The sequence below is a fragment of the Actinomycetospora straminea genome, from assembly GCF_028737255.1.
In the GTDB taxonomy this organism is placed as follows: domain Bacteria; phylum Actinomycetota; class Actinomycetes; order Mycobacteriales; family Pseudonocardiaceae; genus Actinomycetospora; species Actinomycetospora straminea.
Genome location: NZ_JAQZAN010000013.1, coordinates 22,601 through 46,022, shown reverse-complemented (window position 1 = coordinate 46,022; position 23,422 = coordinate 22,601). Strand labels below are relative to the sequence as shown.

The 23,422-nt window shown below is 73.8% G+C and carries 26 protein-coding genes and 1 tRNA gene; 14 read left to right on the top strand and 13 right to left on the bottom strand.

What is annotated here, in order from left to right; translation table 11 throughout:
• Positions 1–3: 3 nt before the first annotated feature.
• The 8 genes from PH190_RS17990 to PH190_RS17955 are packed head-to-tail and all read left to right on the top strand — an operon-like array spanning position 4 to position 4,315.
• Entirely contained in the window at positions 4–417 is a 414-nt protein-coding gene (locus PH190_RS17990; RefSeq protein WP_274232900.1) for a hypothetical protein, read from the top strand.
• The gene (locus PH190_RS17985) at positions 414–770 is read left to right on the top strand and encodes a WhiB family transcriptional regulator (protein ID WP_337993829.1); all 357 of its coding nucleotides are present in this window, start codon (positions 414–416) and stop codon (positions 768–770) included. The genes PH190_RS17990 and PH190_RS17985 overlap by 4 nt, the downstream gene beginning before the upstream one ends.
• The gene (locus PH190_RS17980) at positions 767–2,014 is read left to right on the top strand and encodes a hypothetical protein (protein WP_274232899.1); all 1,248 of its coding nucleotides are present in this window, start codon (positions 767–769) and stop codon (positions 2,012–2,014) included. Before PH190_RS17985 ends, PH190_RS17980 begins: the two co-directional genes overlap by 4 nt.
• Entirely contained in the window at positions 2,011–2,235 is a 225-nt protein-coding gene (locus tag PH190_RS17975; protein ID WP_274232898.1) for a hypothetical protein, read from the top strand. The genes PH190_RS17980 and PH190_RS17975 overlap by 4 nt, the downstream gene beginning before the upstream one ends.
• A complete protein-coding gene (locus PH190_RS17970; protein ID WP_274232897.1) occupies positions 2,232–2,582 on the top strand; it encodes a hypothetical protein in 351 nt (116 codons plus the stop codon). The genes PH190_RS17975 and PH190_RS17970 overlap by 4 nt, the downstream gene beginning before the upstream one ends.
• Positions 2,582–2,761: a helix-turn-helix domain-containing protein gene (locus PH190_RS17965; protein WP_274232896.1), complete on the top strand. Its 180-nt coding sequence runs from the start codon at positions 2,582–2,584 to the stop codon at positions 2,759–2,761. The genes PH190_RS17970 and PH190_RS17965 overlap by 1 nt, the downstream gene beginning before the upstream one ends.
• Complete coding sequence (locus tag PH190_RS17960; protein WP_274232895.1) at positions 2,761–4,008, top strand: tyrosine-type recombinase/integrase; 1,248 nt, start codon at positions 2,761–2,763, stop codon at positions 4,006–4,008. Before PH190_RS17965 ends, PH190_RS17960 begins: the two co-directional genes overlap by 1 nt.
• Positions 4,001–4,315: a hypothetical protein gene (locus PH190_RS17955; RefSeq protein ID WP_274232894.1), complete on the top strand. Its 315-nt coding sequence runs from the start codon at positions 4,001–4,003 to the stop codon at positions 4,313–4,315. Before PH190_RS17960 ends, PH190_RS17955 begins: the two co-directional genes overlap by 8 nt.
• 21 nt (positions 4,316–4,336) lie before the next feature.
• Here PH190_RS17955 and PH190_RS17950 read toward each other — a convergent pair.
• The 3 genes from PH190_RS17950 to PH190_RS17940 form a co-directional block, all read right to left on the bottom strand.
• Positions 4,337–4,413: transfer RNA gene (locus PH190_RS17950), tRNA-Thr, on the bottom strand.
• Positions 4,414–4,460: 47 nt separating this feature from the next.
• Positions 4,461–4,838, bottom strand: coding sequence for a hypothetical protein (locus PH190_RS17945; RefSeq protein ID WP_420791674.1), 378 nt, complete (start codon positions 4,836–4,838; stop codon positions 4,461–4,463).
• Between the two features lie 53 nt (positions 4,839–4,891).
• Complete coding sequence (locus PH190_RS17940) at positions 4,892–5,641, bottom strand: arylamine N-acetyltransferase family protein (protein ID WP_274232893.1); 750 nt, start codon at positions 5,639–5,641, stop codon at positions 4,892–4,894.
• A 20-nt stretch (positions 5,642–5,661) separates the two neighbouring features.
• On the opposite strand from PH190_RS17940, the gene PH190_RS17935 reads away from it, so the two are divergent.
• Positions 5,662–6,450 carry a carbon-nitrogen hydrolase family protein gene (locus tag PH190_RS17935; RefSeq protein WP_274232892.1) on the top strand — a complete coding sequence of 263 codons (789 nt, stop codon included), beginning with the start codon at positions 5,662–5,664 and terminating at the stop codon, positions 6,448–6,450.
• A 7-nt stretch (positions 6,451–6,457) separates the two neighbouring features.
• Here the strand turns inward: PH190_RS17935 and PH190_RS17930 are convergent, their stop codons facing one another.
• Both PH190_RS17930 and PH190_RS17925 read right to left on the bottom strand, forming a co-directional pair.
• Positions 6,458–6,814 (bottom strand): hypothetical protein, encoded by a 357-nt coding sequence (locus PH190_RS17930; protein ID WP_274232891.1) that lies wholly within the window; start codon positions 6,812–6,814, stop codon positions 6,458–6,460.
• A 125-nt stretch (positions 6,815–6,939) separates the two neighbouring features.
• Positions 6,940–7,770 carry an alpha/beta fold hydrolase gene (locus PH190_RS17925; protein ID WP_274232890.1) on the bottom strand — a complete coding sequence of 277 codons (831 nt, stop codon included), beginning with the start codon at positions 7,768–7,770 and terminating at the stop codon, positions 6,940–6,942.
• 64 nt (positions 7,771–7,834) lie between these two features.
• Between PH190_RS17925 and PH190_RS17920 the strand changes: the two genes are divergently transcribed.
• Both PH190_RS17920 and PH190_RS17915 read left to right on the top strand, forming a co-directional pair.
• A complete protein-coding gene (locus PH190_RS17920) occupies positions 7,835–8,398 on the top strand; it encodes a CGNR zinc finger domain-containing protein (protein WP_274232889.1) in 564 nt (187 codons plus the stop codon).
• Between the two features lie 158 nt (positions 8,399–8,556).
• A complete protein-coding gene (locus tag PH190_RS17915; protein WP_274232888.1) occupies positions 8,557–8,727 on the top strand; it encodes a hypothetical protein in 171 nt (56 codons plus the stop codon).
• 136 nt (positions 8,728–8,863) lie between these two features.
• Here PH190_RS17915 and PH190_RS17910 read toward each other — a convergent pair whose 3' ends face one another.
• Together PH190_RS17910 and PH190_RS17905 are read right to left on the bottom strand one after the other, a co-directional pair.
• Positions 8,864–10,063 carry a DNA polymerase III subunit delta' gene (locus PH190_RS17910; RefSeq protein ID WP_274232887.1) on the bottom strand — a complete coding sequence of 400 codons (1,200 nt, stop codon included), beginning with the start codon at positions 10,061–10,063 and terminating at the stop codon, positions 8,864–8,866.
• 34 nt (positions 10,064–10,097) lie between these two features.
• Positions 10,098–10,718 (bottom strand): TetR/AcrR family transcriptional regulator, encoded by a 621-nt coding sequence (locus PH190_RS17905; RefSeq protein ID WP_274232886.1) that lies wholly within the window; start codon positions 10,716–10,718, stop codon positions 10,098–10,100.
• A 67-nt stretch (positions 10,719–10,785) separates the two neighbouring features.
• Between PH190_RS17905 and PH190_RS17900 the strand changes: the two genes are divergently transcribed.
• Positions 10,786–11,622 (top strand): alpha/beta fold hydrolase, encoded by an 837-nt coding sequence (locus PH190_RS17900; protein WP_274232885.1) that lies wholly within the window; start codon positions 10,786–10,788, stop codon positions 11,620–11,622.
• Here PH190_RS17900 and PH190_RS17895 read toward each other — a convergent pair.
• Entirely contained in the window at positions 11,619–13,550 is a 1,932-nt protein-coding gene (locus PH190_RS17895) for a bifunctional MFS transporter/dTMP kinase (protein WP_274232884.1), read from the bottom strand. The genes PH190_RS17900 and PH190_RS17895 overlap by 4 nt on opposite strands.
• Positions 13,551–13,691: 141 nt before the next feature.
• Positions 13,692–14,180 carry a MarR family winged helix-turn-helix transcriptional regulator gene (locus PH190_RS17890; RefSeq protein WP_274232883.1) on the bottom strand — a complete coding sequence of 163 codons (489 nt, stop codon included), beginning with the start codon at positions 14,178–14,180 and terminating at the stop codon, positions 13,692–13,694.
• Positions 14,181–14,281: 101 nt separating this feature from the next.
• Between PH190_RS17890 and PH190_RS17885 the strand changes: the two genes are divergently transcribed.
• Positions 14,282–14,941, top strand: coding sequence for an FMN-dependent NADH-azoreductase (locus PH190_RS17885; protein ID WP_274232882.1), 660 nt, complete (start codon positions 14,282–14,284; stop codon positions 14,939–14,941).
• A gap of 51 nt (positions 14,942–14,992) precedes the next feature.
• Here the strand turns inward: PH190_RS17885 and topA are convergent, their stop codons facing one another.
• The 3 genes from topA to PH190_RS17870 form a co-directional block, all read right to left on the bottom strand.
• A complete protein-coding gene (gene topA / locus PH190_RS17880) occupies positions 14,993–17,815 on the bottom strand; it encodes a type I DNA topoisomerase (RefSeq protein WP_274233050.1) in 2,823 nt (940 codons plus the stop codon).
• 391 nt (positions 17,816–18,206) lie between these two features.
• Positions 18,207–19,205 carry a hypothetical protein gene (locus tag PH190_RS17875; RefSeq protein WP_274232881.1) on the bottom strand — a complete coding sequence of 333 codons (999 nt, stop codon included), beginning with the start codon at positions 19,203–19,205 and terminating at the stop codon, positions 18,207–18,209.
• Positions 19,206–19,246: 41 nt separating this feature from the next.
• Complete coding sequence (locus PH190_RS17870) at positions 19,247–20,101, bottom strand: helix-turn-helix transcriptional regulator (protein WP_274232880.1); 855 nt, start codon at positions 20,099–20,101, stop codon at positions 19,247–19,249.
• Between the two features lie 101 nt (positions 20,102–20,202).
• Between PH190_RS17870 and PH190_RS17865 the strand changes: the two genes are divergently transcribed.
• On the top strand, positions 20,203–20,895 hold the full coding sequence (locus tag PH190_RS17865) for an SDR family NAD(P)-dependent oxidoreductase (protein ID WP_274232879.1): 693 nt from the start codon (positions 20,203–20,205) through the stop codon (positions 20,893–20,895).
• Positions 20,896–20,980: 85 nt separating this feature from the next.
• On the opposite strand, the gene PH190_RS17860 is transcribed toward PH190_RS17865, so the two are convergent.
• Positions 20,981–23,299, bottom strand: coding sequence for a sodium-translocating pyrophosphatase (locus tag PH190_RS17860; protein WP_274232878.1), 2,319 nt, complete (start codon positions 23,297–23,299; stop codon positions 20,981–20,983).
• Positions 23,300–23,422: the final 123 nt, after the last annotated feature.

The following is a 23,422-nucleotide window of genomic DNA, read 5'->3' as shown; positions in this document are numbered from 1 at the left end:
GCCATGATCCAGAACTTCGCCATCGACCAGGCCGCGACCTTCGAGTCGCTGCTGTTCCTGTCCTGCGAGCCCAAGACCGCGTTCGGCGACGCGTTCCGGCAGGAGACCACCAAAGACGGCCTCCCGAAGTGGGAGGCCCAGCTCGTCGCCCGCTTCCGCCAGTTCGGTCGGGCCACCAACGAGATCATCAAGGTCGGGCTCGTCGCCGAGCGCGCTCCCGCTGAGGACCTCGCGCCCGCCACTCCTGTCGAGCTGGTCGGCTTCGAGATCGGCGTGATGGACAAGAAGGACCGCAACGGCAACGTGACCGGGGCGCAGGTCTGGTACCGGTGCCAGGAGGTCCGGGCCCTGGCCTCGACGACCCCGCGCCCGCGGCGGAACGAGGCGGCCACGCAGTCCGAGGCGGCGGCGTCATGAGCTGGCAGACGCGCGCGGCTTGCCGCGACACCGACCCGGAGCTGTTCTTCCCGCCCAGCGACGACGACACCGCGCCGGTCGTCGCCCGCCACCTCTCCGCGGTGCGGCCGGTGTGCGGGCGCTGCCCGGTGCAGACCGAGTGCCTGACCTGGGCGCTCGACACGGGCCAGGACGTCGGCATCTGGGCGGCCACCACGCCCACCGAGCGCCGCGCCATCCGGCGCCAGCGTCTCGCCGGCGTCCCCGACCCGGTCGCGGACCGGGAGCCGGCGTGCGCGGCCTGCTCGCTGCTGTTCCCCGTCCCCGCGGTGGACGGGTCGCTCTGCTCGACCTGCCAGGAGAAGGGAGCGTGACCGTGGCCGAGACCCACGCCCTCGAGCGGGCGCCAGACGGCAGAGCCGGACCCGGGCTCCTCGGGCGGCTCCGCGAGCGCCAGGCCCGCCGGGACTACGAGGCGTCGATCGTCGCCTACGCCGAAGCCGTCCGCGGCGCCTTCCGCGAAGCCTGCACCGGCCTGAGCATCTGCCACTACGTCCAGGTCGCTGCCGGCGTCACCATCCGCACCCCGCGCGTCGGGGAGGTCCGCGTCGGCCCGCCCACCTCGCTGACCGTGGAGCTGCTGCCCGGGCAGGAGCCGCGCGACTTCACCGCCAAGGAGAACGGGCCACGGCTCGCGCACACCCTCGGCGCCCACGGCCTGCGGGTCGAACCGATCGCCGGTCGCTGGGTGCGGCTGCACCTGCTCGACGCCGACCCCCTGCGTGACGGTTTCGGCCTCCCGCCGGCCGTCGTCCACTCCGGGAGCGAGGCCGTGGTCCTGGGTCGCACCGAGGACGGCGTCACACTCGGCCACGCCATCACCGATCCCGCGCACCTGGCCGTGCAGGGCATGAATGGCTCCGGGAAGTCGGTCTTCACCTACGGGCTGCTCGCCCAGCTCGCCGCCGCGCCCGACGTCCTGATCGCCGGCTCCGACATCACCGGCCTGCTGCTCGGACGCGCCTGGGACGGCACGATCCACCGCGCCCACCAGGTCACCGGCACCGCCGACATCGCGGCGCACGCGGTACTGCTCGAGGACCTCGTGGCCGAGATGGACCGCCGGCTCGCGACCATCCCGCCGCGCCAGGACAAGATCGTGCCCTCGGCGGGGTGCCCGACGGTGCTCGTCCCGCTCGAGGAGTTCCCCGGTCTGCTGCGGGCCGCGGATGGCCTGCCGAGGCCCAAGCGCGGCGAGGGCGTGCCCGTCGGCGACCGCATCCGCGCCGCGGTGCTGCGGCTGCTGAGCGAGGGCCGCAAGGCGGCGTTCCGCGTGCTGATGCTGGCCCAGCGCTTCGAGGCCACCGCGGTCGGCGGCGGCTACGCCCGCGACCAGTTCGCCCTGAGGCTGAGCTTCAGGGTTCCGGCCGACTCGCTCGAGATGCTCCACGGCACCGACGCCCGCGCGCTGGGCCAGGAGCACGCCAACGCCGATCCCGGCGTCGCATACCTGTCAGGACTTGGCAGGGACTGCCAGCGCATCCGGGTCCCGTACCTGGGCGAGTACGGCGAGTACGTCGACCGCGTCCAGCGCTTCGGACGGCGGGCCGAGTCGTGAACCTGCTCGCGATCGTCGTCATCGCCGGCCTCGTCACCGCCCTGCTGGTCAAGAGCCGCAAGGCCGCGCCGGCGCTCGTCTCTGGCGTCGTGACCCTCGTCCTGCTCTTCGCCGCCTTTCCGACCCTCGGGCCCGCGGTGTCGAGCAGCGCCGGCGAGTTCGCCCACCAGCTCGGTGCCGCCACCGACCGCGCTGCTGACGTCCCCGAGGAGACCCGATGAACCCCGCCCTCACCCGGCATATCGACCAGGCCTCCGAGTCCGTCCGTGCCGCCAACCACGCCGCCCTCGGCCCCGTCACTGGTCCCGACGCCTACGCCGTCGTCGGGGGCCTCGCCGAGCTCGTCCACCGGCTCCCGCAGCTCCTCGACTACCTCGGACGAGGACTGCGCCGGGCCGAGCCCGCGCAGCACTACGACGACCGCGGCGCCGACCCGGCCGGCGCGCTCTGCCGCGCTCACGGCCACCTCGCCGAGGCCCGCGGCCTGGTCGACGACCTCGCCGGCCACCTCGACCACGCCCACAACCAGCTCGGCCACCTGGGCCGAGTGCTCACGGAGGAGGACTGATGACCAAGTACCTGTGGCGTGTCGAGGAGGTCGCCGAGCTGCTCGGCATCTGCCGGTCCCGCGTGTTCGGACTGATCACGACCGGGGAGCTGGCCTCGGTGAAGATCGGCAAGAGCCGGCGCGTGCCGGACGACGCCGTCCGCGCGTACGTCGCCGCCCTCGCCCGCGAGGTGGCCTGATGGCGCCCCGGCGTCCCAACGGACGCTCCTCGATTTACGAAGGCGCTGACGGCTGGCACGGCTACGTCACCGTCGGCTACCGGGCGGACGGCAAGCCGGACCGTCGCCATGTGCGCGGCCGGACGCAGAAGATCGTCACGAAGAAGGTTCAGGACCTCGAACGCGACCGGGAGCGCGGCGAGGTCCGCAAGCCGGGTACGGCGCCGACGGTCGCGGTATGGATGACGACGTACCTCGACACGATCGCGCCGCAGAAGGTCCAGCCCAAGACGCTCGACGCCTACTGGTCCCAAGCGAGCAACTGGATCATCCCGCACCTCGGCGGGGTCCGGCTCGACCGCCTCGCCCCGGAACACCTGGACCGGCTGTATCAGGCGATGCTCGAGGCCGGCCGCGCGCCGACGATGGTGCTCAAGACCCACCGGATCATCTCCCGGGCGCTCAAGATCGCGCACCGGCGCGGGCACGTCAGCCGCAACGTCGCGCAGCTCGTGGACCCGCCGTCGGCGCCGGCGCTCGAGCAGCAGCAACTCAGTCTCGCGGAAGCCAAGCGCGTCCTCGGCGTCGTCGAGCCCCGGCGGAACGGGACGCGCTGGTCAGTGGCGCTCTCCTGCGGCCTGCGGCAGGGCGAGGCGTTGGGGCTGCGCTGGGAGTACGTCGACCTCGAGACCGGCGACCTCAAGGTGTGGTGGCAGCTGCAGCGCAACCAGTGGCGCCACGGCTGCGACGACCCGCACGCCTGCGGCTCGCGGCTGCACCGGTCGACGTGCGCGCCCGCATGCCGCCGGCACGCCTCGCGATGCCCGCAGCGCTACGGCGGCGGCCTGGTGTTCCGGCGGCCGAAGGGCAAGAGCAAGCGCACCGTCACCCTGCCCGCTCCCCTCGTCGCCAAGCTCCGCGAACACAAAGCGGCCCAGGACGCCGAGCGCGACGAGGCCGGAGAGCTCTGGACCGACCTCGGCCTCGTCTTCTCCCAGCCCTACGGGCGCCCGATCGACCCGCGCGCCGACTGGCTCGAGTGGAAGGAGCTCCTGCGGGAGGCCGGCGTGCGAGAGGTCCGCGTGCACGACACCCGGCACACGGCGGGCACCCTGCTGGTCGCGCAGGGCGTCCACATCCGCACCGTGCAGGAAATCCTCGGCCACTCCGACGTCCGGACCACCCAGGGCTACACGCACGTCAGCTCGGACGTGGCCCGAGACGCGGCGCAGCGGATGGGCTCGGCGCTGTGGGGCGACGATGACTGAGCCGCCGATCCAGGAGCCACCGCGCCGGCTGACACCGCCGTACGACCGCGAGGACCGCTCGCTGTTCCGCCAGCGGTGGGAGAACGCCGACACCCACCGCAACCGGCTCCGCAAGCGCAAGACAGCCGTCCTGCTCGAGGCGCTCGCCGACGTCGAACTCAGCGGCTACGAAGAGCGCTGCCTGACCTGGGTGGCCGCGTGGGAGACGCACATGGTCGCCACGCTCGCGTCCCTGATCCGTCGCGCCGGCCAGACAACGAACTGCAACCACAACTGCAACCAGGGACCCGAGACCATCCCCTCGTGAGAGGGGAATCGCTGGTCAGGGTGGAGCCGCCTTCGGGATTCGAACCCGAGACCTACGCATTACGAGTGCGTTGCTCTGGCCGACTGAGCTAAGGCGGCAGTGCCCACGAGTGTAGGGCAGGGCTCCCGTGCGATCGCGAGGCGGGTCAGGCCCCACCCAGCAGCAGCGCACCGAGCACGACGAGGGCCACGACCTTGGCCACCTCGAGCCCGATGTAGACCAGGTGCGCCCGGGAGCGCGGCACCTCCTCGCCGGCGAGCACGCGATCCGACCGCCGGTTGAGCCCGGGCCGCACGACCCCGAGCTGCACCGCCAGCACCACCACGAGCACGCCGACGGCCACGGCCGGGCCGAGCGGCAGGCCGGCCAGGACCACGCCGACGACGACCACCACCGCCAGCACCAGCTCGGCGACGTTGAGGGCCCGGAACACGAGGCGGCCGATGCCGAGCCCGATGACCGTCGTGACACCCGGCGCCCGGAACTTCAGCGGCGCCTCGAGGAACGAGATCGCCAGCACCATCCCGAGCCACACGAACGTCGCCGCCGTCGCCGACGCCAGGAACACCGCCACGGTCACGACTCCCGCGGGTGCAGCGCCGGGGGGACGGCGCCCAGCGCGATGCCGAAGACGTCGCGGTAGGTCGCGAGCTGCTCGTCGGTCGACAGCGTGCGCTGGGTGCGCTCGCCGTCGTCCGGGGTCTCGATGAACTGGTCACCCGACAGGGTCACCCGCGCCGTCGGGGTCAGGCGGGACGCCAGCAGCGAGGCCGTGAACGGGGAGGTCGGCGACGTCCGGTGCCACCAGGCCATCGGCACGAAGTCGGCGAGCGAGCGCTCCCGCGGGTCGACGCGGTACTGCGGCTTGCCGTCCCAGGACACGTCGAGCTCGCCGTCGGGGGCATCGGCGACGGTGAACACGCCGGCGCGGTCGGGCTGCTCGTCGCGGGAGTGCAGGTCGAGCGGCCCGACGGCGAAGCGTCCGAAGCCCACGTCGACGAGGGTGCCGCCGCCGACGATCAGCCCCATGTGGTCCCCGGGGAACGAGAACCCGTCGGGCGTCGCCACCCGTGCCGAGCAGCGCGTCACGTCCCACCCGAGCTCCCCGAGCAGCCAGGCGAAGGCCCCGTTGAGCTCGTAGCAGAACCCGCCGCGACCCCGGTCGACGACCTTCTCCACCAGCGCGGGGTCCTCCAGCGGCACGTGGTCACGCTCGTGGATCGACAGGTTCTCGAACGGCACCGCCTCGAGGTGGCGTGCCATGAGCACCTCGAGCGGGTCGTCGGCGTCGGCGCCGATGCGCGCCAGGTAGGCCGTCGCGTCCACGAGCCCGGTATACACGGGTCATGCGCGTCGCCCTGGCCCAGATCCTCGCCACCGACGACCCGGCGGCGAACCTCGAGCTCGTCGCCGACCACACCGCGCTCGCCGCGCAGCAGGGCGCGACGGTCGTCGTGTTCCCCGAGGCGACGATGTGCCGGTTCGGGGTGTCGCTCAAGCCCGTGGCCGAGCCGCTGGACGGGCCGTGGGCGACGCGGGTGCGCGAGATCGCCGCGCAGCACGGCGTGCTCGTCGTCGCCGGGATGTTCACCCCGACCGACGACGGCCGCGTCACCAACACGCTGCTCGTCACGGGCCGCGGCGTCGACACGGCCTACGACAAGATCCACCTCTACGACGCGTTCGGCTTCGCCGAGTCCGACACCGTCGCGCCCGGCACCAAGCCGACCACGGTCACCGTCGACGGCACGACGCTCGGGCTCGCGACCTGCTACGACATCCGCTTCCCCGAGCTCTTCCGCGCGCTCGCCGACCAGGGCGCCACCGTGACGCTGCTGCCGGCGAGCTGGGGCGCCGGGCCGGGCAAGGTCGAGCAGTGGCAGCTGCTGGTCCGGGCCCGGGCGATCGACGCCACGACGTTCGTGCTCGCCGCCGACCAGGCCGACCCCGCGAGCCGCGGCATCGACGCCGGGACGGCGCCCCGCGGCGTCGGGCACAGCCTGGCGGCCTCGCCCTTCGGGGTGACGCTCGACGAGCTCGGCGCGGAGCCGGGGCTGCTCGTGGTCGACGTCGACCCCGAGCAGATCCCCGACGTCCGCGCGACCCTGCCGGTGCTCGCGAACCGCCGGCTGTAGACCGGCCTCAGGCGGCCGGGCGGGTCTCCCAGCGCACGCGGTCCTGGAACGGCGCGAGGCGGCTGAGCAGGTCGCGACGCGCGGCCGGGTCCGCCGGGGCGGTGAAGGCCTGGTCGCGGGTCAGACGGGCCCGCACCGCACCGGGGTCGAGCACGATGACCCGGGAGGCGCTGCGGAGCTTGCGGTCGAGGTCGGCGTCCTGGGAGTGCGCGGCGACGCCCCCCAGACGGTCGGCCCGGACCTGCGCCGCGGCGAGACCGCGGGCGTCGGGGCGGGCGGCGACGACGAGCACCCGGGGCTCGTCGGCCGGGCGGGTCGCGGGGGCGGTGGCGTCGGTGGGAGCGGGGCGGGTGGGCGTGCTCATCGGGCAGTGCTCCAGGTCGGTCGTCGCCCGTCGGCGACGACGCGTGGGTGTGACGTATTGGAAGACGCTTGTGATCTTCGCGGGTTTCCTGCCCGCGGTTGTGATCCGTACCTCGCCGTGGCGCTTCACCGCAGGACCCCCGCGAGGACGTCGAGGACGGTCTCCGGGGCGTCCTCGGTGAGGAAGTGCCCGGCGCCGGGGACGGTGTGCCGGCGGGCGCCGGGGATCGCCTGCTGGAGGGTCGTCGCGGCCGTCGGCGGGAGCCAGGTGTCCTCGGCGCCCCAGACGATGTCGGTCGGCACCGCGATCTCGCCGAGGCGGGCGACGACGTCGCGGGTGTCGGCCTCGCTGAACCCGGCGACCTGGTCGAGGTAGCGCTGCTGGCCCTCGGCGCCGGCGTAGCGGTCGAGGTAGGCGCGCTCGGTGTCGTCGGGGAGGGTGCCGGTGACGGTGGTGCGGAGGTGCGCGGTGATCAACGCGGTGAACGCGGCGTTCGGCATCGTCCGGTAGACGTCGAGGTGCCCCTGCATGTGCGCGGCGGTCGCCGTGACCCAGGGCGAGAGCACGGCCGCGTCCGCGAGGACGAGGGCGCTCGCGGGGGTCCGCTCGACGAGGTGGGCGCGCAGGACGGTCGCGGCGCCGATGTCGTGGCCGACGAGCGCCGGGGCGGTGAGTCCCCAGTGCTCGACGAGGGCGGCGAGGGTCCGGGCGTGGGTGCGCACCGACGGCTGCGCGCCGGTCGAGTCGCCGTAGGTCGGCAGGTCCCACAGGTACACCGGGCGCTCCACGGCCAGGGCCGGGGCGACGTGGCGCCACAGGTACGACCACGACGGCGTCCCGTGGGTCAGGACGACGGGGGTCCCCGGACGGTCGGCGCCGAGGACGTCGACGGCGATGGTGCCGGTCGGCAGGGCGACGCGGTCGCGCAGCGCCCAGGTCGTGAGATCGGTCGGCACGGCTCCTCCTCTGACAGGTCTATAGTTCTCCTGAGAGCCTTACCGTAGGAGAGGTGCGTAAGGGTTGCAAGCGCTCTTTGACGATTACGTAGCGGCCGCCGGACTGGCGACGGAGCTCGTGAACACCGCGCCGGGCGTCTGGCACGGCGAGGACCAGCTGCCCGACACCGCGGCGCTGGCGGCGTTCCTGGCGGAGCACGGGGTGGCTCTCCGCGTCGGCGCCGACGACCTGGCCGCGGTGCACGACGTCCGTGCCCGCCTGCGGTCGGTGCTCGACGAGCGGGACGCCGACGCGATCGCCGCCGGCGCCGCGGCGCTCGTCGCCCGGGGCATCGGGACGGTGGGCCTCGAGGCCGACGAGCGCGGGCGTCAGCAGTGGTGCGCGCAGCCGCGACCCGACGCCGCCCTGGCCGGCCGGCTCGCGCTGCTCGCGGGCGTCGGGGTGCTCGGGGCGCTGCGCGCGCTGGGGCCCGAGCGGTTCCGGGACTGCGCGTCGGACACCTGCTCGGGGGTCTTCATCGACACCAGCCGCCCGGGGCGGCGCCGGTACTGCATGCCCGACCTGTGCGGGAACCGCGCCAACGTGGCGGCCTACCGCGCGCGGCAGCGGAGCCGGGGAACGCCCTGACGTCGGCCGTCCACGCCACGGACACCCGCGACGGGCAGGCTGCTGCCATGTCCGCCCCCTCGGCCTACACCTGGGTCCGGGGGGCCGGTGTGGGCCGCCGACCGCTCGGGTGGGTTCACCCTGCGCACCCCGGCCGATGTCGGCCCGAGGGCGCGCTCGTGCTGACCGAGCTCTTCCGCCGCGCCACCGACTTCCTCGCCTCCGACAGCGAGCGGACCTTCGACGCCTGGCTCGCCGACCAGGGCGAGGACGACGACCCCGTCGAGGTCGACGGCCGGCGCACCACCCTGTCCGACCTCGTCAGCCAGGGGGCGACGAGGTCCGGCTGACGGCCGACCCGCTCGCGCTGCTGTTCATCGAGTAGGTCGGCCACATACGCACGTGATCGCGTCGAGAGCGACAGGCCCGGGGCCGTCGGTCTCGACGCGATCTCGTGCACAGGTCGACAGACCCACGCTCGGCCGCTCAGCCCGTCCGCAGCGCCGTCACCAGGGCGTCGATCGCGATCTCGGGCTTGACGTTCGCGGCGAGGGCGTCGCGGCACGCCAGGATCGCCTCGAGGCGGCGGAGGGACGCCTCGGGCGTGCTGTCGCGGGCGGCGTGGCCGATCTCGGTGGCGCGGTCGGGGTGGGTCGAGGTGACGGACGCGCCGAGGCCACGGGCGAGGACGTCGCGGTAGTAGCCGGCGAGGTCGACGAGCGCGCGGTCGAGGGCGTCGCGCTTCGTGCGGGTCAGGCGCGAGCGCTGGCGCTTCTCGAGGTCCTTCTCCGCCGCCCGCGCCGACCGCTGGGCCTGGGCGGTGCCCTTCCCCGTGCCGCCCGCGCCGAGGGACACCGCGAGCTCCTCGCGCTCGACCTCGTCGCGGGACGCCGCGAGCGCGGCCGCCTCCGCCTCCGCGGCGCCGACCATCGCGTCCGAGGCGGCGAAGGCGTCGGCGGCCGAGCGCAGGGCCCGCGGCAGGGCGAGCACCGCGTCGCGCTCCTCGCGCGCCTCGGGCACGCGCGCCAGGCGCCGCGCGCGCCCGATGTGCCCGCCGCACACCGACGCCGCCCACGTCGCGTCGGCCTCCGGGATGCCGTCGCGCTCGACGAGCACCGCGGCGATCGCCTCCGGGGCCGGCGTGCGCAGCCGTACCGCTCGGCAGCGGGAGCGGATGGTGACCGAGATGTCGTCGGGGTGCTCCGACGGGCAGCAGAGCAGGAAGACCGTGCGCTCCGCGGGCTCCTCGACCGACTTGAGCAGCGCGTTCGACGCCTGCTCGGTGAGCCGGTCGGCGTCCTCGACGATGACGATCTGCCAGCGCGCGGTGGTGGGCCGGCGCGCGGCGACGTCGATGGTCGTGCGCACCTCCTTGACGCTGATCGACAGGCCCTCGGGGACGATCTCGCGCACGTCGGCGTGGGTGCCGGCCATGACGGTGTGGCACGCCGGGCACGACCCGCAGCCCTGGTCGGGGCACTGCAGCGCCGCCGCGAAGGCGCGCGCCGCCACCGAGCGCCCGGAGCCGGGCGGGCCGGTGAACAACCACGAGTGCGTCATGCCGGCGCCGCCGGGGGCACCGTCGTCGAGCTCGTCGGAGAACCGCACCCGCGCGGCCCGCTCCGCCGCGGCCTGCAGCTCGGCCACCGCGGCGGGCTGACCGACGACCTGCGACCACACGCTCACGCCGTCGATGATGCCCCAGCCGTCCGACGGCGGGTCACGGCGCCGGGCGCTCCGGGCCCTCGCGGAGGATCCCGTCGAGCAGGCGCAGCAGGACCTCGCGGACCTCGCGCCGGGCCGCCTCCCGGTCGTCCGCCTCGGCGACGAGCATCGCGCCCTCGTCCAGCGCCCCGACGAGGACGTGCGCGAGGGGCCGCAGCGGCTGCTCCGCGAGCTCGCCCGCCTCGACGGCGGCGCGCAGGAGCTGCTCGGTCATGCCGAGGCTGTAGCGCAGGGCCAGCTCGCGGAACCGCGGCCACCCGAGCACGCTGGGGCCGTCGAGCAGGACGAGCCGGCGCACCTCGGGGTCGGCGCTGACCGTCAGCCACGCGTCGAGGGCCGCCCGCAGGGCCGCGGCGGGCGTGGTGGCACCGGCCGCGCCGACCGCCTCGCCCAGCTCGGCCAGGATCCGCTCCTCGACGTCCTCGAGCACCGCGACGAAGAGCGCGGTCTTGTCCGCGAACTGGTGGTACATCGCGCCGCGGGTCACGCCGGCCTCGCGCGCGATCTCGGGCGTGCCGACCTCGGCGTACCCGCGCTCGGCCCACAGGCGCCGCGCGGCGGCCTTCAGGGCCTCGCGGGTCGTCGTGGACCGCTCCTCCTGCGTGCGCCTCTTCACTTCCATACATCCTGCCGATAAGTTACGTACATCCTGTTGGTAAGGATAGCGACCTCGGGAGGACACCATGCCCGCCATCGAGCTCGACCACGTGACGATCCACGACGAGGTGACCGGCCCCGACACCGGACGCCCGGTCGTCTTCGTCCACGGCTACGCGATGGGCGGGGCGTTGTGGCGCCCGCTCGCGCAGCGGCTCGCGGCGCGGGGCCTGCGCTGCCACGCACCGACCTGGCCCTTCGGCGCCCACCGCACCCCGCTGCGCCCCGGCGCCGACCCGACGCTGCCCGGCATCGCGGCCACCGTCGGGGCCTATCTCGACGCCCTCGACCTGCGCGACGTCGTGCTGGTCGGCAACGACACCGGCGGGCTCGTCGCCCAGCTCGTCGCCGTCGGTCACGGCGAGCGCCTCGGCGCCCTGGTGCTGACCAGCTGCGACGCCTTCGAGCACTTCCCGCCGCCGATCGTGCGGCCGTACATCCTGGCCGCGCGCAGCCGGGCCGCCTGGCGCGCCGCCGTCCGGCCCCTCGCGCTCAAGGTCGTCCGGCGCCTCGCCTACGGCGGCCTGGCGCACGCCGACGTCGAGCACCTCGCGCGCGAGTGGGTCCGACCGGTGCTCGACGACCCGGGCGTGGCCGAGGACCTGCGGCGCCTGACCGCCTCGTTGGACCGCCGCACCTCGCTCGACGTCGCCGCGCGGCTCGGAGAGATCGAGGTGCCGACGCTGGTCGCCTGGTCGGCCGACGACGCCTTCTTCCCTCTCAACGACGCCCACCGGCTCGCCGAGGCGATCCCCCGCGCGGAGGTGCGGGTCCTGCAGGGCGCGCGGACCTACGCGATGCTCGACCGGCCCGACGCGCTGGCCGAGGCCGTCTCCGGGCTCGCGCTGCCGGCCCGGCGCTAACCGGTGCGCGCTTCCTCGGACGCCGGGAGCACGCGCGCCACCAATGGCGCGAGCAGCTCGCGCACGCGGGCCGCGACGTCGGCGGGGTCGCCGTCGGCGTCCACGCGCACGTAGCGGCCGGGGTCGGCAGCGGCCATCTCGGTGAGCGTGCGCTGCACCTGCCAGGCGTCGACGATGCCGCCGGTGACCGGCGCGGGGTCGTGGCTCGGGTCGCGGTCGAGCAGGACCGTGACGTCGGGGCGCAGCGACCCGGTGGCCCAGGCGCCGAGGCGTTGCAGGTCGGCGGCGTCGAGCTCGTCGCCGACCCGCGCGAGCGGCGAGTCGAGGCAGCCCTCGATGACGACGACCCGCCCGGCGCGCAGCGCGGGCAGCACCTCGTGGGCGAGCACGTCGGCGCGCACCGCGGCGGCGACGAGGGCCCGGGCGCGCTGGCCGTCGAGCCCGCTCGCGGACACCGCAGCCGCGGCCCGGGCCGCGTCGGCGGCGCTGCGCCCGGCGAGCACCACGTCCGTGCCCTGCTCGGCGAGCCAGCGCACGAGCCGCTCGCTCTGCTCGGCCGTGTCGTGCCGGGAGGCGCCCTCCACCGCCACGAGGAGCCCGGGCTCGCCGTGGCGGCTGCGGCGCAGGGCGCGCTTGACGTCGGCGAGGATCGTGCGGTCGCGGCGGTCGTCCATCTGGTGGTACGCGAGCACCCCGACGCCGGCGGCGACGATCCCGGCGCCGAGCAGCACGAACCGCGTGCCGTCGACCTGCGCGGTCTGCCCGAAGAGCGTGAGCGTCCGCGACTGCACGAGCCCGACCAGCAGCGGGACCACCGACATCGACGCCAGCAGGTCCACCCGCACGATCGACTGCACGAACGCGACGACGCGCCCGCGCACGGCGTCCTCGACCTGCGCGCCGATGATCGTCAGCCCCGTGAGCAGCGCAGTGCCGGCGAAGAAGCCGACGAACACGACGGTGATCAGCGCGAGGTAGAGGTGCCAGGCGACCGCGACGGCGAGCAGTGAGGTGCCGGCGCCGACGATGGCCACGCCGAACAGGCGGTGGTGCGGCATCCGTCGCGAGAACCGCGGCACGAGCACCATGCCGAGCGCGAGCCCGGTGAACAGCGCGATGAACAGCACCGAGTACGCCGCGTCGCCGCCGCCGAGGCTCGCGGCGTAGAGCCGGGCGCTGGCGATGACCGCGCCACCCGCGGCGAACGCCCCGACGATGCCGACGACCAGGCCGCGGATCAGCGGCGTCGTCGTGACGAACTGGGCACCGTCGCGCAGCATCGCGAGCAGCCCCGGCGCGGCCTCGCGGCGCTCGGCGCTGCGCCCGGAGATCTCGGGGATGCGGAAGGCGACGGTGGCCGCGGTGAGCAGCGCGGCGAGCCCGTTGACGACGAGGGCGAGGTAGACCGTGGTCGTCGGGCTCGGGTGCCAGCCCGCGATGTTGCCCGCCTTGGAGATCAGCGCGAACACGCCGGCGGCGCTGATGACGGCGACGCCGTAGGTCATGACCAGCGAGAGCTGGTTGGCCGTCTCGACCTGGTCGGTGCGCCGGAGCAGGTTCGGGACCGAGGAGTCCTTGGCCGGGATCCAGACCAGCGCGCAGAGCTCGATGAGGAACGTCGCCGCGAACAGCCACCACAGCGACCCGACCAGCGGGATCGACAGGAACAGCGCCGCCTTGAGGACGTCGCAGGTGACCATGACCGTGCGCCGGTCGAACTTGTCGGCCAGCACCCCGCCCAGCGGCGCCATGAACAGCGCGGGCAGGAGCTTGGTGGCGACGACGCCGCCGAGTGCGAAGCTCTGGGCCTGGTAGCCGCTGGTCAGCTGCGTGGCGAGCGCGGTGAGGGCGAGCAGGGAGAGCCAGTCGCCGAAACTCGCGACCGCGGTGACGGCCCAGAGTCGGCGGAACGGGCGGATCGCGAGCACGCTGCGGATCCGGTGCGTCGCGGACGGGGCCGCGGCACCGGCATCACCACCGGCAGCCTGCTCGTCGATCCCGGATCACTCCTCGCGTCGGCCCGACAGGCCTCCCAGGATATCGGCGCGTCGTCGCGGCCCTCATTGCCCTCAACAGGTGCCGTCGGCCTGCATCTCCTGGATCTCGGCGGCGACCTGGCAGGCGCTCGCCCCGTCGCCACCGGTGGCGAGCCGTTGCAGGAGCGTGCGGAGCTGGTCGCGCTCGGCGGGCTCGAGCGGGGCGAGCAGCTCGTCCTCGGCCTCGCGCAGCCGCCGTTCGAGCGCGCAGAGCCGCTCGCGCCCGACGTCGGTGAGCAGGACCTGGCGCGCGCGGCGGTCCGCCGGGTCGGGCCGGCGGGTGACGAGGCCGGCACCCTCGAGCTCGTCGAGCAGGTAGGTCATCACCGTCCGGTCGACGCCCAGGCTGCGCGCGAGCGCCAGCTGCGTGCGCGGCGGACCCTGCTCGATGCCGGCGAGGACGTGGTAGCCGCGCGGGCCGCCCGGCAGGTCCGACACGACGTCCTGCGCGGTGCGCATGTGTGCCCGCGTGACCCGGCCCAGCGCCCAGCCCAGGTCGGCCTCGACGCGCGGCGTGGTCATGGACACAGACTAGCGGCTCGGGAACACATCTGTTGACAAGATGTTCTGTGCAACAGAACATCTGCTCGACAGCCTGTACCGCTCCCTCCCGGAGGTTCGCCGTGACCCTGTTCCGCCTCGACAGCAGCATCCGCACCGAGGGCTCGGTGAGCCGCGAGGTCGCCGACACCCTCGAGCGGGCCTACCTCGAGCACCACCCGGACGACGGCGTCGTGCGCCGCGACCTGCGCACCGACCCGGTGCCCGCCGACGCCTGGGCCGCCGCCGCGCTCGCCGGCTCCACGCCGGAGGACCAGCGCACCGACGAGCAGCGCGCCGCCGTCGACCTGGCGCGCCGCCTGGCCGACGAGGTCGACGGCGCGGACGCGCTCGTAATCGCCACCCCGCTCTACAACTTCGGCGTGTCCCAGCACGTCAAGACGTGGATCGACCTGCTCATCACCGACCCCCGCTTCGCGCCGGGCACCTCGCCGCTGGCCGGCAAGCCGGTCACGCTCGTCGTCGTCCGCGGCGGCGGCTACGGCGAGGGGACGCCCCGCGAGGGCTGGGATCACGCCACCGGCTGGCTCGTGCGCATCCTGCGCGACGTCTGGGGCGGCGAGGTCACGCTCGTGGAGGCCGAGCTGACGCTCGCCGAGGTCGTGCCGGCGATGGCCGAGCTGCGCCCGCTCGCCGACCAGGTGCGCGCCCGCGCCCACGAGCTCGCCGGCGACGCCGGCCGGTCGATGGCGAAGATCGTCGTGTCGGTGCCGGTGGGCTGAGCGACCGTCGGCGCGGGGCCGTGTCCTCGGGACACGGTCCCGCCGCCGGTGTCAGGTCGTCGGCGTGCCGCGCTTCGAGCCCGAGCCCGACTTCGACCCCGAGCCCGACTTGGCCGTCGTCTTCTTCGTGCCGGTCGACTTGCTGCCCGCCGACCCGGCCGGGGCCTTCTTCGCCGGTGCCTTCTTGGCGCCGGCCTTCGTCGGCTTGGTGCCGTCCTTGGCCCGCTTCTCGGCCAGCAGCTCGGCGGCCCGCTCGTCGGTGAGGCTCTCGACCGCGTCGCCCTTGCGCAGCGAGGCGTTCACGCCCGCGCCGTCGGTGACGTAGGGCCCGAAGCGCCCGTCCTTGACGACCATGGGGTTGCCCGACGCCGGGTCGGTGCCCAGCTCCTTGAGCGGCGGCTTGGCCGCGGCCCGCCCGCGCTGCTTGGGCTGGGCGAAGATCTTCTGGGCCTCCTCGAGGGTGACCGTGAAGAGCTTGTCCTCGCTGTCGAGCGACCGGGAGTCCTTGTCCTTCTTGATGTAGGGCCCGTACCGGCCGTTCTGGGCGGTGATCTCGACGCCCGACTCGGGGTCCGTGCCGACCACGCGCGGCAGGCTGAGCAGCTTCAGCGCGTCGTCGAGCGTGATCTCCGAGAGCGTCATCGACTTGAACAGCGACCCCGTGCGGGGCTTCTCCTTCGCGCCCTCGGGCAGGACCTCGGTGACGTAGGGCCCGAAGCGGCCCTCCTTGGCGAGGATCTCGTGCCCGCTCTCGGGGTCGGTGCCCAGCGAGCGGCCCTCCTGCGGGGTCGCGAAGAGCTCCTCGGCCAGCGCGAGGTCGAGCTCGTCGGGCGGGAGGTCGTCGGGCAGGTTCGCCCGCTGCGACTTCTCCTCGCCGTCCTCCGTGACGACGCGCTCGAGGTAGGGCCCGTAGCGCCCGACGCGCACGACGACGTCCCGGCCCTGCTCGTCGGCGAACATCCGCAGCGAGTTGACCTCGCGGGCGTCGATGCCCTCGAGCTTGTCGCCCACGAGCTTCTTCAGCCCGCCCAGGTTCGACATCGACGCCTCGACGCCGTCGGCGTTCCCGGCGGCCGCACCGTTGCCGTTGCCGTTGCCGTTGCCGTTCGCGCCGAAGTAGAAGTGCGACAGCCAGGTCTCGCGCTGGGCGTTGCCCGCGGCGATGGCGTCGAGCTCGTCCTCGAGCGCAGCGGTGAAGTCGTAGTCGACGAGGCGCCCGAAGTGCTGCTCCATCAGCCCGATCACGGCGAAGGCGATCCAGCTGGGGACGAGGGCCTGCCCCTTCTTCCAGACGTAGCCGCGCTCCTGGATCGTGTTGATGATCGACGCGTAGGTGGACGGCCGGCCGATGCCGCGCTCCTCCAGCGTCTTCACCAGGCTCGCCTCGGTGTAGCGGGCGGGCGGGCTCGTCGTGTGGCCCGACGGGTCGAGGCTGTCCGCGCTCAGCGACTCGCCCTCCGCGAGACGCGGCAGGCGGGACTCGGCGTCGTCGGCCTGCCCGCCCTCGAGCTCGTCGACGGTCTCGACGTAGGCCCGCAGGAAGCCGGGGAACGTGATCGTCCGGCCGGAGGCCGAGAAGGTGCAGACCTCGCCGGTGGCGGCCGGGGCCGACACCCGCACGGTCATCGTCGTGCCGCGGGCGTCACGCATCTGGCTGGCGATGGTCCGCTGCCAGATGAGCTCGTAGAGACGGAACTCGTCGCCGCCCAGCTCGTTCGCGACCTGGCCGGGGGTCCGGAAGGTCTCGCCCGCCGGGCGGATCGCCTCGTGGGCCTCCTGGGCGTTCTTCACCTTGCGCGTGTACTGGCGCGGCTTCTCCGCGACGTTCTCGTCGCCGTAGAGGTCGCGGGCCTGGGTGCGCGCGGCGTTGATCGCGGTCTCCGACAGCGTCGTGGAGTCCGTGCGCATGTAGGTGATGTAGCCGTTCTCGTACAGCCGCTGCGCGGTCCGCATCGTCCGCTCGGACGAGAACCGCAGCTTGCGGCCGCCCTCCTGCTGCAGCGTGGAGGTCATGAACGGCGCGTAGGGCTTGCGCGTGTACGGCTTCTCCTCGACGGAGTCGACCGTGTACTCGCTCGACGCCAGGGCCTCGACCAGCCGGCGGGCCTCCGCCTCGTCGAGCGCGGTGACGTCGGTGTTCTTCAGCTGACCGCGGGCGTCGAAGTCGCGGCCGGTGGCCACGCGGGACTCCCCGATCTTGACCAGCGACGCCTTGAAGGTGGGGGTGTTGCCGGTGTCCTGCGGCTGGTCGGTGCGCAGGACGGCGTCGATGCCCCAGTAGTCGGCGGTGACGAACGCCATCCGCTCGCGCTCGCGCTCGACGATGACGCGCGTGGCCACCGACTGCACCCGGCCCGCCGAGAGCTTCGGCATGACCTTCTTCCACAGCACGGGGCTGACTTCGTAGCCGTAGAGGCGGTCGAGGATGCGCCGGGTCTCCTGCGCGTCGACGAGATCCTGGTCGAGGTCGCGGGGGTTGGCCGCCGCCGCCTGGATGGCCGACTCGGTGATCTCGTGGAACACCATGCGCCGGACCGGCACCTTGGGCTTGAGCGTCTCCAGGAGGTGCCAGGCGATGGCCTCGCCCTCGCGGTCGCCGTCCGTCGCGAGGTAGAGCTCGTCGACCTCCTTGAGGGCGTCCTTGAGCTCGGTGACCGTCGACTTCTTGTCCGGCGTCACGATGTAGAGGGGCTCGAAGTCGTTGTCGACGTCGACGCCCAGGCGCGCCCAGGACTGGCCCTTGTACTTGGCGGGGACGTCGGCGGCGCCGCGCGGCAGGTCGCGGATGTGGCCACGGCTGGACTCGACGATGTAGCGCGAGCCGAGGTAGTCCGCGATCTTGCGGGCCTTGGCCGGCGACTCGACGATCACCAGGCGCCGGCCGCCGTCGCCGGCGGGCGTCGCGCCGCCGCGACCGGTCTTCCCGCCGCCCCCCGAGGACTTCGCGCCGGACGTCGCGCGCGTGCTCGATCGCGCCGCCGACCCGCTCTCGGTCGGGGTCGGGGCGTCGGTCGTCGCGCTGCGTGCCGTCGTCGAGCCCTTCGTCGATGCCACGGGCATGCCTCGTCTCGTCGTACCGGTGGCGGATCGCCACTCGCCGCCAGTGTGCCTCACGGTGTCACCCACGCCAGGCGCGACCGGTCGTCTCGCCCCGGCAGCGAGGTGGTGACAGGCGCTCGCGCTGCCGCCGATCGCCCCGCGGACTGGACCGATCGATGCTGGTGAGGGGGCCGTCCGGGTGGTCCCGGAGCCGGTGTCGCCGGGCTCACACCGGCCAGACACCGTCGGCGAGATCGAGGGGTGGGCGACCCACCAGCTCGCCGAGACGACCGTGCCGTCGCCGCCCGACGATACGCAGCACCGGTGCGCCGGCCGCACCGGCCAGGGTCGCACCGAGCCCGGCGCGATGACTCGCGGTGAGCAGCTCGTCACCGGCGAGCGGGGCGTCGGGATCCAGACCGAGCGTGTAGGCGCGCCCGTCCAGCGTGCCGGCGGCCAGCACCCACAGCCGCAGGCGTGGTCCGTCCAACTCGAACCCGGGCGGGACGCTCTTCATTCCCCCGCCCCGCGTCCAGGCCCGCGCGAGGTCGACGAGGTCCGCGCGGAAGGCCGTGCGGACCTCCGGGCGCCCGTCCCCGGCGCGCCCGATCTCCGCCGGGACGCCCCGGCTCCGCAGGGCGCAGCACACCGCCCGGGCACGCCACCGCGTCACGGGGTCGGGGTCGGGGTCGGGGTCGGGGTCGGGGTCGGCGGGGGGATCGTGGCTCGCGGGTGAGCCAGCCTGGCGTCCACGCTGGCGTCCATCGTCAGAAAATCCCCCAGCTCGAGGGTCGCTCGAAGACTCAGGCGGTGGCAGGCCCTCCGAGCGCACCCCGAGCCGCGCAGCGATCTCGTCGGGATCGAGGTCCAGGAAGGCCAGCTCGTCGGGATCGAACGCCGTTCCCTGGTCGTCGTCGCGGGCCGGGGGCTCCACGGCGTGTCGCGACATCGAGCATGTGGCGATCCTGGCGTTGGACGCCAGCGGGGACGCCACGCTCGCACCGGGGTCGGGCTCGTCGGCCTGGTCGGGCTCGTCGTCCTCGGGGTCGTCGTCCTCGTCGGTGGCGTCTTCCTCCGGCTCCGGCGGCGGGCCCAGCACGATCGTCAGCCGTGCCGCCGAGCCGCGACCGAAGAGCTCGGCGCGTCCGGGGCCGCAGAGGAGGCCCTCGAGGTCGCGCAGGGCGCGCGGGTGGGCGTCCGCCGACCAGAACGACAGCTGCCCCACGGCCGCGCAGCGTAGAACACGCGTTCGAACGGAGGTGGGAACTACACGGTCTGCAGGCCGACCACGCGCACGAGGTCGAGCAGCTCGGCGTCGCGGGTGCCGGGCGCGGCGGAGTAGACGACGAGGCGCTGGTCGTCGCCCGGGACGTCGAGGCCGTCGCAGTCCAGCGTCAGCCGGCCCACGCCCGGGACCTCGAAGCTCTTGCGGTCGACCCGGCGGTCCTCGACCGGGCGCTGCTCCCAGAGCTCGGCGAACACCGCGCTCGTCGCGATGAGCTCGTCGACGAGGGCGCGCAGCACGGTGTCGTCGGGGTAGCGGGCCATCGCCTCGCGGGCGTTGGCGACCGAGTAGCGGTCGAGACGCTCCCGCCTGCCGTCCTCGTCGACGACGAGCGCGTGACCCTCGCGCCCGCGGGGACCGAAGCGCAGCCAGTGCAGGTTGCGACGGTGGCGCGGCAGCGCCGAGAGGTCACCGAGCAGCGCCTCCATCAGCGGGTTCCACGCCAGCAGCGTGGCGCGGGCGTCGATCAGCATCGCCGGCAGGTCGTGCATGCGGTCGAGCAGGCGCAGCACGCTGGGCCGCACGACGTCGACGACGTGCCCGCTGCCCGGCGGCTGCACCCCGGCGAGGTCGAACAGGTGCCTGGTCTCGGGCGTGGAGAGCCGCAGCGCCCGCGCGAGCGCCCCCAGCACCGACGCCGACGGGTGCGGGCCGCGGGCCTGCTCGAGGCGCACGACGTAGTCGACGGACACGCCGGCGAGCTGGGCCACCTCCTCGCGGCGCAGGCCCGGCGTGCGGCGCCGGGGACCGGCCGGGAGGCCGACGTCGCCGGGGGTCAGGCGCTCGCGCCACTGGCGCAGCGCCGCCGCGAGGTCGGTGGTGTCGCCGCGGGTCATGACCTCAGCATGCCCCGGCGCGGCGGGCGCAGCCTGGTATCGCGGGTCCCCGGGTCCGCGCTCCCTGGTCGATCACCGGACGGCGCCGCAGCGTGGGTCCCATGAGCACCGCACTGATCACCGGGGCGTCCCGCGGCCTCGGCGTCGTCGCCGCCCGTCGCCTCGCGGCCCAGGGCTGGACCGTCCTCGCCGGGTGCCGCGAGCCCGCCCGCCTGGCCGCGACGCTGACCGCCGCCGACGGCGACATCCGCCCGATCCCCCTCGACGTCACCGACGACGCCTCCGTCGAGGCCACCGTGAAGGAGGTCTCGGCACACACCGACACCCTGGACGTGCTGGTCAACAACGCCGCGATCGTCGGTGTGATGAGCGAGCCCGCCGTGGCGTCCGTCGAGGACCTGCGCGCCGCCTACGAGACGAACGTCTTCGGGCCCGTGCGCGTCACCCGCCCGTTCCTGCCGCTGCTGCGGCGCAGCGCGGTGCCGCGGCTGGTCATGGTGTCGTCGAGCCTCGGCTCGCTGGCCGAGATGAGCGACTGGCGCTGGGACAACCACCCGCACCTCGCCTACCCGTCGGCCAAGGCGGCCCTGAACATGCTGTCGGTGATGTACGCGAAGACGGTGCCCGACGTGCTCGTCACCGTCGTCAACCCGGGCTTCACCGCCACCGACCTCAACGACCACCAGGGCACCCAGACCGTCGAGGAGGGCACCGACGCCATCGTCGCGGCGGCCCTGGACACCACCGGCCCCTCGGGACGCTTCCTGGACCGCTTCGGGACGGTGCCGTGGTGAGCCGCTGGTCCGACAGATGAGCGAAGGGCCCCTCCGGTCGAGGAGATCGACCGAAGGAGCCCTTCGCTCAGTGTTGCCGTGCGCCTCAGGCCTGGGCGGGAGCCGCCGCGTCCTGGTTGGAGTCGGCGATCGCCGTCGAGCGGCGCTTCGACACGAAGATGGCCACCGCGATGCCGATCAGGGCGACGACGGCGATCGTGATGCGGACGGCCGGGTTGGCGTCCACGCCGACCGACAGGGTCACGACGGCCGGGGCGATGAGCACCGAGACCAGGTTCATGACCTTGATCAGCGGGTTGATCGACGGGCCGGCGGTGTCCTTGAACGGGTCACCGACGGTGTCACCGATGATCGTCGCCTCGTGGGCGTCGGAGCCCTTGCCGCCGTGGTTGCCGTCCTCGACCAGCTTCTTGGCGTTGTCCCAGGCACCGCCGGAGTTGGCCAGAAACACGGCCATCAGCGTGCCGGCCGCGATGGCGCCGCCGAGGTAGCCGGCGAGCGGGCCGACACCCAGGCCGAAGCCGACGGCGATCGGGGCGAGGATCGCCAGCAGGCCGGGGGTGGCCAGCTCGCGCAGCGCGTCCCGGGTGCAGAGGTCGACGACCTTGCCGTACTCCGGACGACCCTCACCCGCGCCGCCCCGGTACTGCATGATCCCGGGGATCGACTTGAACTGGCGGCGCACCTCGAACACCACCGCGCCCGCGGCACGGGACACGGCGTTGACCGCGAGGCCCGAGAACATGAACACGACGGCCGCGCCGATGATGACGCCGACCAGCAGGTTCGGGGCGGTCACGTTGTAGAGGTCGCCGAGCGTCTGGCCCGCCTCGCGGTAGGCCGTGGTGATCGCGTCGTTGTACGACCCGAACAGCGCCGTCGCGGCGAGCACCGCGGTGGCGATGGCGATGCCCTTGGTGATCGCCTTCGTCGTGTTCCCGACCGCGTCGAGCTCGGTGAGGATGTCCGCACCGGCGCCCTCGACGTCCCCGGACATCTCGGCGATGCCCTGGGCGTTGTCCGACACCGGGCCGAACGTGTCCATCGCGACGATGACGCCGACCGTGGTCAGCAGGCCGGTGCCCGCGAGGGCCACCGCGAACAGCGCGACGAACACCGAGCCCGAGAGCAGGAACGCGCCGTACACCGCGGCACCGATGACGAGGGCGGTGTACACGGCCGACTCGAAGCCGACCGAGATGCCCGCGAGGATGACCGTGGCGGCACCGGTGAGCGAGCTCGTGCCGACGTCCTTGACCGGCTGGGTCTCGGTGCCGGTGTAGTAGCCGGTCAGCGACAGGATGACGATCGCGAGCACGATGCCGATCGCGACGGCGGCGAACGCGATGAACTGCGGGTTGCCGGCCGCGGCGAGGTCGCCGATGCGGGCGGCGTCGACGCCGGGCAGCTCGGCGAAGCTCGACGGCAGGTAGGTGAACGCCGCGAACGAGCAGGCCAGGATCGAGATGACCGCGGAGATGTAGAAGCTGCGGTTGATCGCGCGCAGGGCGTTCTCGCCCTCACGGGTGCGGGTGATGAACACACCGATGATCGCGGTGACGACGCCGATCGCCGGGATGATCAGCGGGTACGTCAGGCCGAGCGTGCCGAAGGCGACCGAGCCGAGGATCAGCGCGGCGACCAGCGTGACGGCGTAGGACTCGAACAGGTCCGCGGCCATGCCGGCGCAGTCACCGACGTTGTCGCCCACGTTGTCGGCGATCGTCGCGGCGTTGCGGGGGTCGTCCTCGGGGATGTTCTGCTCGACCTTGCCGACGAGGTCGGCGCCGACGTCGGCGGCCTTCGTGAAGATGCCGCCGCCGACACGCATGAACATGGCGAGCAGGGCCGCACCGAGACCGAAGCCCTCGAGGACGCGCGGGGCCTCCTCGACGTAGATCAGCACGACGATCGCGGCCCCGAGCAGGCCCAGGCCGACGGTGGCCATGCCGACCACGCCGCCGGTGCGGAACGCGATCTTGGCGCCCTTGTCCCGGCCGCCCGGCTCGTTGGCCGCCGCGGCGACGCGGATGTTGGCCTTGGTCGCGAGGTTCATGCCCAGCGCGCCGATGGCCATCGAGAACAGGGCCCCGACGACGAAGGCGATCGAGCGCCCGATCAGCTCGCCCGTGCTGCCGGCGGGCAGCGCGAACAGCACCAGGAAGACCACGACGATGAACGGCGCGAGCGTCTTGAACTGACGGGTGAGGAAGGCGCTCGCGCCCTCCTGCACGGCGCGGCCGATGTCACGCATGCCCTGCGTGCCCTCGTCGGCCGCGAGGACCTGCTGCCGCAGGACGAAGCCGACGATCAGCGCGATGACGGCCACCACCGCCACCACGACGACCACGATGTTGTCGCCGCTGGAGAACGAGATCCCCGCGGCGAGGACGGACGCTTGCATCCAGCCTCCCGGTTGGCACTTCGACGCGCCCGGCCCGGCCTGTGCGGCGACCTCGGCGCGTGATGATCTTGGCCACGACCCGACACGACGGGTGGTGGACAGGTGCCGCAGTGTAGGAGGTGG

Bases quoted from the DNA above. Each gene is read 5' to 3' on its own strand.
- PH190_RS17890 (WP_274232883.1), bottom strand. From the start codon at position 14,180: ATGACCACGCCGCGCGTCGAGGCCGACCTGGGCTGGGCGCTGGGCCGG.
- PH190_RS17930 (WP_274232891.1), bottom strand. From the start codon at position 6,814: ATGAGCACGCCCACCCGCCCCGCTCCCACCGACGCCACCGCCCCCGCG.
- PH190_RS17870 (WP_274232880.1), bottom strand. From the start codon at position 20,101: ATGACCCGCGGCGACACCACCGACCTCGCGGCGGCGCTGCGCCAGTGG.
- PH190_RS17955 (WP_274232894.1), top strand. From the start codon at position 4,001: ATGACTGAGCCGCCGATCCAGGAGCCACCGCGCCGGCTGACACCGCCG.
- PH190_RS17985 (WP_337993829.1), top strand. From the start codon at position 414: ATGAGCTGGCAGACGCGCGCGGCTTGCCGCGACACCGACCCGGAGCTG.
- PH190_RS17945 (WP_420791674.1), bottom strand. From the start codon at position 4,838: ATGGTGCTGGCGATCTCGTTCCTCGAGGCGCCGCTGAAGTTCCGGGCG.
- PH190_RS17860 (WP_274232878.1), bottom strand. From the start codon at position 23,299: ATGCAAGCGTCCGTCCTCGCCGCGGGGATCTCGTTCTCCAGCGGCGAC.
- PH190_RS17865 (WP_274232879.1), top strand. From the start codon at position 20,203: ATGAGCACCGCACTGATCACCGGGGCGTCCCGCGGCCTCGGCGTCGTC.
- PH190_RS17900 (WP_274232885.1), top strand. From the start codon at position 10,786: ATGCCCGCCATCGAGCTCGACCACGTGACGATCCACGACGAGGTGACC.
- PH190_RS17990 (WP_274232900.1), top strand. From the start codon at position 4: ATGATCCAGAACTTCGCCATCGACCAGGCCGCGACCTTCGAGTCGCTG.
- PH190_RS17965 (WP_274232896.1), top strand. From the start codon at position 2,582: ATGACCAAGTACCTGTGGCGTGTCGAGGAGGTCGCCGAGCTGCTCGGC.
- PH190_RS17935 (WP_274232892.1), top strand. From the start codon at position 5,662: ATGCGCGTCGCCCTGGCCCAGATCCTCGCCACCGACGACCCGGCGGCG.
- PH190_RS17970 (WP_274232897.1), top strand. From the start codon at position 2,232: ATGAACCCCGCCCTCACCCGGCATATCGACCAGGCCTCCGAGTCCGTC.
- PH190_RS17960 (WP_274232895.1), top strand. From the start codon at position 2,761: ATGGCGCCCCGGCGTCCCAACGGACGCTCCTCGATTTACGAAGGCGCT.